Annotated in this window: 7 protein-coding genes; 3 read left to right on the top strand and 4 right to left on the bottom strand. The window is 56.1% G+C overall.

Features of this window, described 5'->3' with window-relative positions; genetic code table 11:
• Positions 1-114 precede the first annotated feature (114 nt).
• From C4542_03715 to C4542_03705, 3 genes are read right to left on the bottom strand one after another with little or no spacing between them, the layout of a single operon-like run.
• A complete protein-coding gene (locus C4542_03715) occupies positions 115-717 on the bottom strand; it encodes an XTP/dITP diphosphatase (GenBank protein ID RJO62503.1) in 603 nt (200 codons plus the stop codon).
• Between the two features lie 3 nt (positions 718-720).
• Entirely contained in the window at positions 721-1,821 is a 1,101-nt protein-coding gene (locus tag C4542_03710) for a fructose 1,6-bisphosphatase (protein ID RJO62502.1), read from the bottom strand.
• Positions 1,822-1,846: 25 nt separating this feature from the next.
• Complete coding sequence (locus C4542_03705; protein ID RJO62504.1) at positions 1,847-2,374, bottom strand: cob(I)alamin adenolsyltransferase; 528 nt, start codon at positions 2,372-2,374, stop codon at positions 1,847-1,849.
• Between the two features lie 221 nt (positions 2,375-2,595).
• Here C4542_03705 and C4542_03700 point away from each other — a divergent pair, with 221 nt between their 5' ends.
• The 3 genes from C4542_03700 to C4542_03690 all read left to right on the top strand — a co-directional run bounded on the left by C4542_03700 (position 2,596) and on the right by C4542_03690 (position 4,702).
• A complete protein-coding gene (locus tag C4542_03700; protein ID RJO62501.1) occupies positions 2,596-3,471 on the top strand; it encodes a universal stress protein in 876 nt (291 codons plus the stop codon).
• A 38-nt stretch (positions 3,472-3,509) separates the two neighbouring features.
• Positions 3,510-4,289: an FAA hydrolase family protein gene (locus tag C4542_03695; GenBank protein ID RJO62500.1), complete on the top strand. Its 780-nt coding sequence runs from the start codon at positions 3,510-3,512 to the stop codon at positions 4,287-4,289.
• A 173-nt stretch (positions 4,290-4,462) separates the two neighbouring features.
• On the top strand, positions 4,463-4,702 hold the full coding sequence (locus tag C4542_03690; protein ID RJO62499.1) for a hypothetical protein: 240 nt from the start codon (positions 4,463-4,465) through the stop codon (positions 4,700-4,702).
• A 3-nt stretch (positions 4,703-4,705) separates the two neighbouring features.
• Here the strand turns inward: C4542_03690 and mutS are convergent, their stop codons facing one another.
• Complete coding sequence (gene mutS, locus C4542_03685) at positions 4,706-7,276, bottom strand: DNA mismatch repair protein MutS (protein RJO62498.1); 2,571 nt, start codon at positions 7,274-7,276, stop codon at positions 4,706-4,708.
• Between the last annotated feature and the right edge of the window lie 299 nt (positions 7,277-7,575).

Below are 7,575 nucleotides of genomic sequence, written 5' to 3'. Positions count from 1 at the left end.
TCGGGGTATCACAATAATCTTAGTTGATCTTTGTGAATCTGGATATATTTACCGGATTCGCCGCAAGCGGCGGGGAATTAGACCCTAATGAGATTAACCATCTGAAAGGGATTGTCATTTTCTCAATTCGAGCAGGATTATTCTGGCTCGCGCGGCTGCTTTAGCCCTGTGGCTGATGCGGTTTTTTATTTCAGAAGGCAACTCGGCCATGGTTTTCTCCAACGCAGGAAAATAAAATATCGGGTCATAGCCGAACCCGTTGTTGCCCTTTGGTGCAAAGGCTATGATGCCACGGCAACTCCCCGAGCACATCCTCACTTCGCCGTTAGGCAAGGCAATTGCCATCACGCAGCGAAAACGCGCGGCGCGTTTTTCCCGCGGGATGCCTTCCAGTTTGGAAAGGAGAAAGGCCACGCGCTGGCTGTCGGAAGCATCGGGTCCGGCATAACGCGAGGAAAGAACTCCGGGCGCGCCGCCCAGCGCATCGACTTCAAGACCGGAATCGTCCGCCACAGTGAGCAAGCCGCTAACACGGGCGAAAGCCCGAGCCTTGAGCCGGGCGTTTGCGGCGTAGGTGCGGCCGCTTTCGTCAACATTGAGGGCGAGGCCTGCCTGCGCCGGGCTGGTCAGATCAAAAGAAACACTGCCCAGAAGCTGGCGCAGCTCCTCCAGCTTACCCCTGTTGTTAGTCGCCAGGAGGAGCTTCGGTCTAATCATCAGCTAATCCGTGATGGGCTTGAAGCGGTCCTGCAGCTTATGCATCACCTGGGGCATGGTCGTGTATTCCATCTCCTCGAGGGGAAGACGGTGCGGTTCGAATGGGCCGTGAGCGCGCATGTAATCGGCGGCATCAAGGGCCTTCTGACGTGCATTATCGAAGGACTTGTCGGCAAACATATCGCGCGGGCCGACCAGCCTGCCGTTGGCCAGCTGGAAGCCGCATGCAATGACGCGGGGCGGGCCGTCGAAGCGGGTTGGGGTGCTGTCGGGAATGGATACGGGCATGAACGGGCCGTGATGCGAGCCGCGCATCCAGCCTTCCACCAGGTAGGGCATGGTGAAGGGTTCGAGCACCTCGCCTACCGCCGGGAAAATGCCCTGGGTACGCACGATACATACCGGGTCGTCTTTACCGACGTAGCGCCCGGCGATGAGAGACAGCTTCTGAGTGGATGAGACCGCCCCGATGTCGCCGCTGTCGCGGTGATAGACGGCCTTAACGACATAACGCGAGGGCGCTCCGATAAACACCAGCATGTCATAGATTTCTTCGGGCGAGTTAAAGGTGATTTTCTGGCCTTTCATGACATCGTGTACCTCGAAGGCATAACCGTGGTGCATGTTCTCGGCGATGACCAGGCCGATGGTATTGAATGGGTCGGCAAACATTTTGTAAAGAGGCAGGTTCCAGGCGCCGGATGAGGTCTTGTCAGCCATGAAGATGATTACGGCCTCGGACCCTCTTTCGGTTATCTCCATTTCGGCAAGACCCGGTCCCATGCCGCGCACGTTACATGAGAAGGCATCGGCCAGCAGGTCCTGGCCGGCTCCGTAGAGCTTGAGTTTCTTGGCGACCTCGGTGCATCCCACGAAGGTGTTCCAGGCCATCTCATGGATAGACTTGTTATCTATGCCCAGGGTATGAGTCATTACCAGTTGCGCGTCGTCGCCGCACTTGGTCACGTGGAAATCTACCAGTAGCCCGTCGCTTTTAGCCTTGGCCATGCACTCGTAAGCATGGGCCAAGACGTCCGGGTGAGATTCGGAATGCCCTACGTAACCGCCGATATCGGCCTTGATGACGCTTAAAGTTATCTTCATGACATCTCCTTCACCGAATATTTTATTAAAAATCGATGCCTTCACGAGCCTTTACGCCGCGCTCGAAAGCATGCTTCACATTCACCATCTCGGTGACCACATCCGCCATTTGGATAATTCTGGCATCCGCATGCCGCCCGGTGAGCAGCAGGTCCACGCTCTCCGGCCTGGCTGTAACCACTTCGATAACATCCTCAAGGGGAATCAGCCCGAAATCCACCGCGCCGTTGACCTCATCCATTATCACCAGGTCGTAATCGCCGCTGTCCATTGCCTTTGAGGCCGCTTTCAAGGCCTTCGCCGCCTGGGTCCGGGCTTGCGCGTTAACGGCGCCTTTTTTAATCCAACTGTTCGCGCCGAAACTCACTGTCTTGATATTGGGAAACCGCTCCAGGGACAGCGCTTCTCCCTGGCTGAACATCTTTCCCTTCAGGAAAAATACGATATAAACCCGCAATCCGTACCCGGCGGCTCTCACTGCCGTGCCTATAGCCGCCGTTGTTTTACCTTTGCCATCTCCCGTGAAAATGGTGACCAGTCCCTTCCTTGGCATTTTGGGCGGGTCAGGCTCAGGTGCTAAATTCTCGGCCAATGCACGCTCCAAACCGCAAACAACACAGGGCGGGACTGCTACAGTTTAACAATCAGCACTCTTTGGTGTCAATACTCCACTTCGACGACTATAATAAGGTCAGGGCAGCATATTTCATTTGCAGGGCACCTATGAAGTGGATGTATAATAAAACCGCATGACTCTTGAATGCGAGGTGTTAAATGTTTGATAGGATAATCGTGCCGCTTGACGGCTCCGCCGAGTCCGAGATAGTTTTACCCTATGTCGCGGCTGTGGCGACAGCTTTCAGTAACGATGTTGTGCTGGTAAGCGCTGCCGAACAGGATACATCCGAAAAATCTCAGCAGATCGAGTCATATCTCAAACACACGGCAGAGGAACTCAAAAGCAATATAAAAAAACAGCCGGCTTTAAATATAACTACCAGCCTGCTTAAAGGGAAACCAGCAGACGAGATACTCAAGTATGCGGCTCAGAAAAAGGCCGACCTCATAATAATTGCCGGGCACGGAGCCTCGGGAGGCAACTCAAAGCTCATGGGAAATATCGCCACCAAGATACTTTCGGCCAGCAACAGACCTGTGCTTCTGGTCAAAACAAAGGACATACGAGGAACAGCGCCAAGTGGTTTGATTAAGCGTATACTTGTGCCTCTCGACGGGTCCGAAATGAGCGAGGGAGCGCTTAAAACAATTGAGCCGATGGCCGCCGCGCTGGGCGCCGAAATCGTCCTTTTCCAGGCGGTAGAACCCGTGCGTTACGTTCCCGGTTTCGAGACGATGGTCCCCAATGTCGTCCTTCCCAGCGATGATGAAATCAAACGCTCTGCCTCCAACTACCTGAACGGGGTAGAAAAGCCCTTGAAACAACGCGGTATTAGAACCTCAAGCGTGATAATTGCCGATGCGCCGGCGGAAGCCATCATCGATTATGCCGATTCGGGCAACATCGATATGATAGCCATGACCACGCATGGTTTTTCCGGCATCAAGCGCTGGGTATTCGGCAGCACTACTGAAAAAGTATTGCAAGCCGGCAGTAGGCCGGTGCTGTTGATCCCAATTTCTAAAACCTGAATTGATAAGTCAGCCTACGGTGTTCTAGAATACCTTCTATGAGAATAGTACGTTTCGCGGTCTCCTGGCATAGTCACTACGGAATCCTGGCAGGGAACAGGATTCAGCAACTCTCTGCCAGCCCTTTCAGGGGCGTAAAAACACTCGACAAATTCTACAAACTCAGTGAGATAAGGCTGCTTCCGCCATGCCAGCCATCCAAAATAGTGGCCATAGGCATCAACTACCGCTCCCACGCCACGGAGTTCAAGCACGACCTGCCAGATTCCCCGCTGATGTTCCTCAAGCCAGCCACAGCCGTGATAGGTCCGGGAGATAATATCATTTATCCGCCTCTCTCCAAACAGATCGATTTCGAAGGAGAGCTCGGGATCGTAATCAGCAAAAAGGCGCACCGGATTGCTGTCACCGATGCGGTTAAGTATATCCTTGGTTATACCTGCTTCAACGATGTCACGGCTCGCGACCTGCAAAAAAAAGACGGCCAGTGGACACGCGCCAAAGGGTTCGATACTTTCGCCGCCATCGGTCCCTGGATAGAGACCAACCTCGACCCGTCTGCGCTAAAACTCGAGACTCGCCTTAATGGGGAAATAAAGCAGAGCGGGACCACCGCGGACCTCATTTTCACGGTAGCACAGCTTGTCAGCGCCGTCTCGCAGGTGATGACGCTGTTGCCCGGCGATGTGATTGCCAGCGGCACACCCAGCGGCGTGGGCCCGATGCAGCCAGGAGATACCGTCGAAATCGAGATTGAGGGCATCGGAACGCTGGTAAATCATGTCTCCAGAGAGGCTGGCATCAGCCGCCCGGGTTAAAAGACTATTCTGGGTCAAACCAGGCAAGACAGATAATTGTCAGGACTCGTGCAGATGTTCCAATCGGGGAGGAAAAAGCTCACCTAATTGCCATTGCTTTTTGCAAACTATATGTTATAATATACCGCCAATCGAGGAAATAGCCTCAGGCATGGATAGGACACAAACGGAATATGCTTAAAAAGGGCGATGTTGTATCGGTCAGCTACCGCAGCGGGTATGACAAGCAGGGAAATCCTATCATGGAGACTTACGATAAGTGTATCGTAGAAGAGATTAACGGCAGCCACATCAAGGTGAGCTACCGCGTTATAGGCCAGTCCGACGAGGGCAAGGAACAAGTGCAAGTCGTCACCATGAGCTTCAACGTCAATTCACCGGATTTCGTCAGTATCACGCCCCACCAGAAATAGCCTTCAACCCTCTTTAGCCTTCTTTTGCAGCTCATAGAGCCGCGTCAGAGCCTCCAGCGGTGAAAGCGTGTCTATATCCAGTTTTTCCAGTTCCTTCACCACGTCTGCTTTGGGCGCAAAAAACGACAGCTGCGGGGCAGCGCTCTGCCGGGTTTTCCCGGGCGGTTCTCCGGCTCTGTCGTGGCTGTGGTTCTCCAGGTCAACCAGAACTTCAGCCGCTCTCTTGATCACCGGCCGGGGCAAACCGGCCAGCTTGGCCACGTGTATGCCGTAGCTCTTGTCCACGCCGCCGGGTATTATCTTGTGTAAAAAGACCACCTCGCCCCTGTCTTCGGAGACCGCCACGTTGAAATTGCGCACCCTCGGCAGGTAGTCGGCCAGCGCCACCAGCTCGTGGTAGTGCGTGGCGAAGAGCGTCTTGGCGCCCAGGTTCACCGAGTTGTGTATAAACTCCACCACCGCCTGCGCGATAGCCAGCCCGTCGTAGGTGCTGGTGCCGCGGCCTATCTCGTCCAGGATGAGCAGCGACCTGGGCGTGGCATTATTCAGAATCCCCGCCGTCTCCACCATCTCCACCATGAAGGTGGACTTGCCCGCCGAAAGGTCTTCCCTGGCGCCGATGCGCGTGAAGATGCGGTCAATCAGCCCGATGCTTGCCCGCTCCGCCGGCACGTAGCTGCCTATCTGTGCCATGAGGACGATGATGGCCGCCTGTTTGAGGTAGGTGGACTTGCCCGCCATGTTCGGCCCCGTGAGTATGATAATCTGGGCGTCGCCGTTGGATAGATAGACGTCGTTCGATACGTATTGCCCTATAGTGAGCGACCTTTCCACCACCGGGTGCCGCCCGCCTTTAATGTCGATAGTCACACCAGAGTTCAACTCCGGGCGCGTGTAACCATAGCGTAGAGCAATCTCCGCCAGAGAGGTAAACACGTCCAGTTCGGCCAGCACGGCGGCAAGCTGGAGCACGGGCTCGGCGGACAGCGCTATCTGCCGGCACACCTGGCGGAACAGGCTGGTTTCCAGCTCTTCCATGCGCTCGCGGGCATTGAGGATGAGCGATTCGTATTCTTTGAGTTCGGGCGTATAGTAGCGCTCGCCAGTGGATAGCGTCTGCTTGCGGATGTAGTGCGCGGGCACCTGCGCCAGGTTGGCCTGCGACACCTCGATGTAATAGCCGAATATGTTGTTGAAGCCTATCTTGAGCGACTTTATGCCAGTCTTTTCCTTTTCCTGGCGTTCCAGACCCGCCAGGTACTGGCGGGCGTCGTGAGAGGAGGTGCGCAGAGTGTCCAGCTCCGCCGAAAAGCCGCGCTTGATAACGCCGCCCTCACCGAGAGTGGTAGAGGGCTGCTCTTCGATGGCGCTGGAGATGAGTGCGACGAGTTCCGGCTGAGCGGAGAGTCCTTTTCTGAGCCACGGCAGCTCTCCGGGCAGCAATTTGAGTAGCTGAGGCGCAGTCTCTAAACTGTGCCTGAGGGCGACAAGCTCGCGCGGTATAGCCACCCCGCCGCGTATGCGGTTGACCAGCCGTTCCAGGTCGGCTACTTTGTCGAGGATGGTTACCACCTCGCGCCGCGCTAAAGAGTCCTGGTGGAACCACGTGACCGCGTCCTGACGCCGCGTGAGTTCCTCAAGCTCCAGCAGCGGCTGACTGAGCCAACGGCGTAACAGTCTGCCGCCCATAGCCGTGCGCGTCTCGTCCAGCACCGAGAGCAGAGAGCCCTGCGTTGTGCCGGATACCAGCCCGCGGAATATTTCGAGGTTGTCGTGGGAGATGCCGTCCATTGCCATGAAGGACTCGGTGGAATAGGTGGAAAGGCGCATGAGCTGCTCCAGCGCCTGCTTCTGCGTAGTTTCGAGGTAGTGCAGAACGGCTCCCGCCGCCCTGATGGCCTGCGGCAGCCGGGCGCAGCCATAACCTTCCAGCGTGGTCGCGCCGAAATGTTCGAGCAGGGTGCGCTCCGCTACGTCCAGCCCGAACCAGTGAGGTTCCAGTTTCGTCAGGGAGGCTTCTATGCCAAAGTCGGGCATGTCTCCATCCTCGACGGCGACAATCTCTGCCGGGTTGAGGCGGCCTATCTCGCCGCGCAGGCGCCCGAGCGGCATCTGTGTGCACATAAACTCGCTGGTGGTGATGTCTATATAGGCCAGTCCGGCCTGTTCGCCCTCGACGGCCGCGCAGGCTAGGTAGTTGTTGGCTTTTGTCTCCAGCAGCCCCGGCTCGATGACGGTGCCGGGCGTCACCACGCGGATGACCTCGCGCCCTACCAGCCCCTTGTTTTCGCAGGGTTTGGTGAGCTGCTCGCAGATGGCCACTTTATAGCCGCGCTTGATGAGCTTGCCCAAGTAGTCGTCCAGCGCATGGTAGGGAATGCCGGCCATGGGCACCTGCACGCCCTTGCCCATGCTGCGCGAGGTGAGCACGATATCGAGCTCCCTGGAGGTGACGCGGGCGTCCTCGTCGAAGGTCTCGTAGAAGTCGCCCAGGCGGAACAGCACGATAGCCTGGGGGTGCTGCTTCTTGATATTGAGGTACTGCGCCCGGATGGGGGTTAAAGCATCTTTCATGGCTGGTCTATTCTACTGGAATGGCGAGCTAAAAGAAAAGCCCCCTCATCCCGTGTCATTGTCGGGCTCGACCCGACAATCCAGCCGCTTCTATTTTTTCTGGATTCCAGCCTGCGCGGAGACTACGCCCCTCCAGATGCTTCGGCCAGCCAGTCTGGCCTCCAGCATGGATAATGCTAGAGGGGGAGAAGATTTGTATTCTCCCCCTTAGAAAGGGGGATTAAGGGGGATTTTGATGACTTTCCGGATATTATTACGTTCACCCCTTTCTTAATCCTCTCCTATCCAAAGTGTCCTGT

The organism is Dehalococcoidia bacterium, from assembly GCA_003597995.1.
Classification (GTDB): Bacteria; Chloroflexota; Dehalococcoidia; order Dehalococcoidales; family UBA1222; genus SURF-27.
The sequence above is the reverse complement of the archived record's forward strand: the minus strand, read 5'-3'. Positions and strand labels throughout refer to the sequence as shown.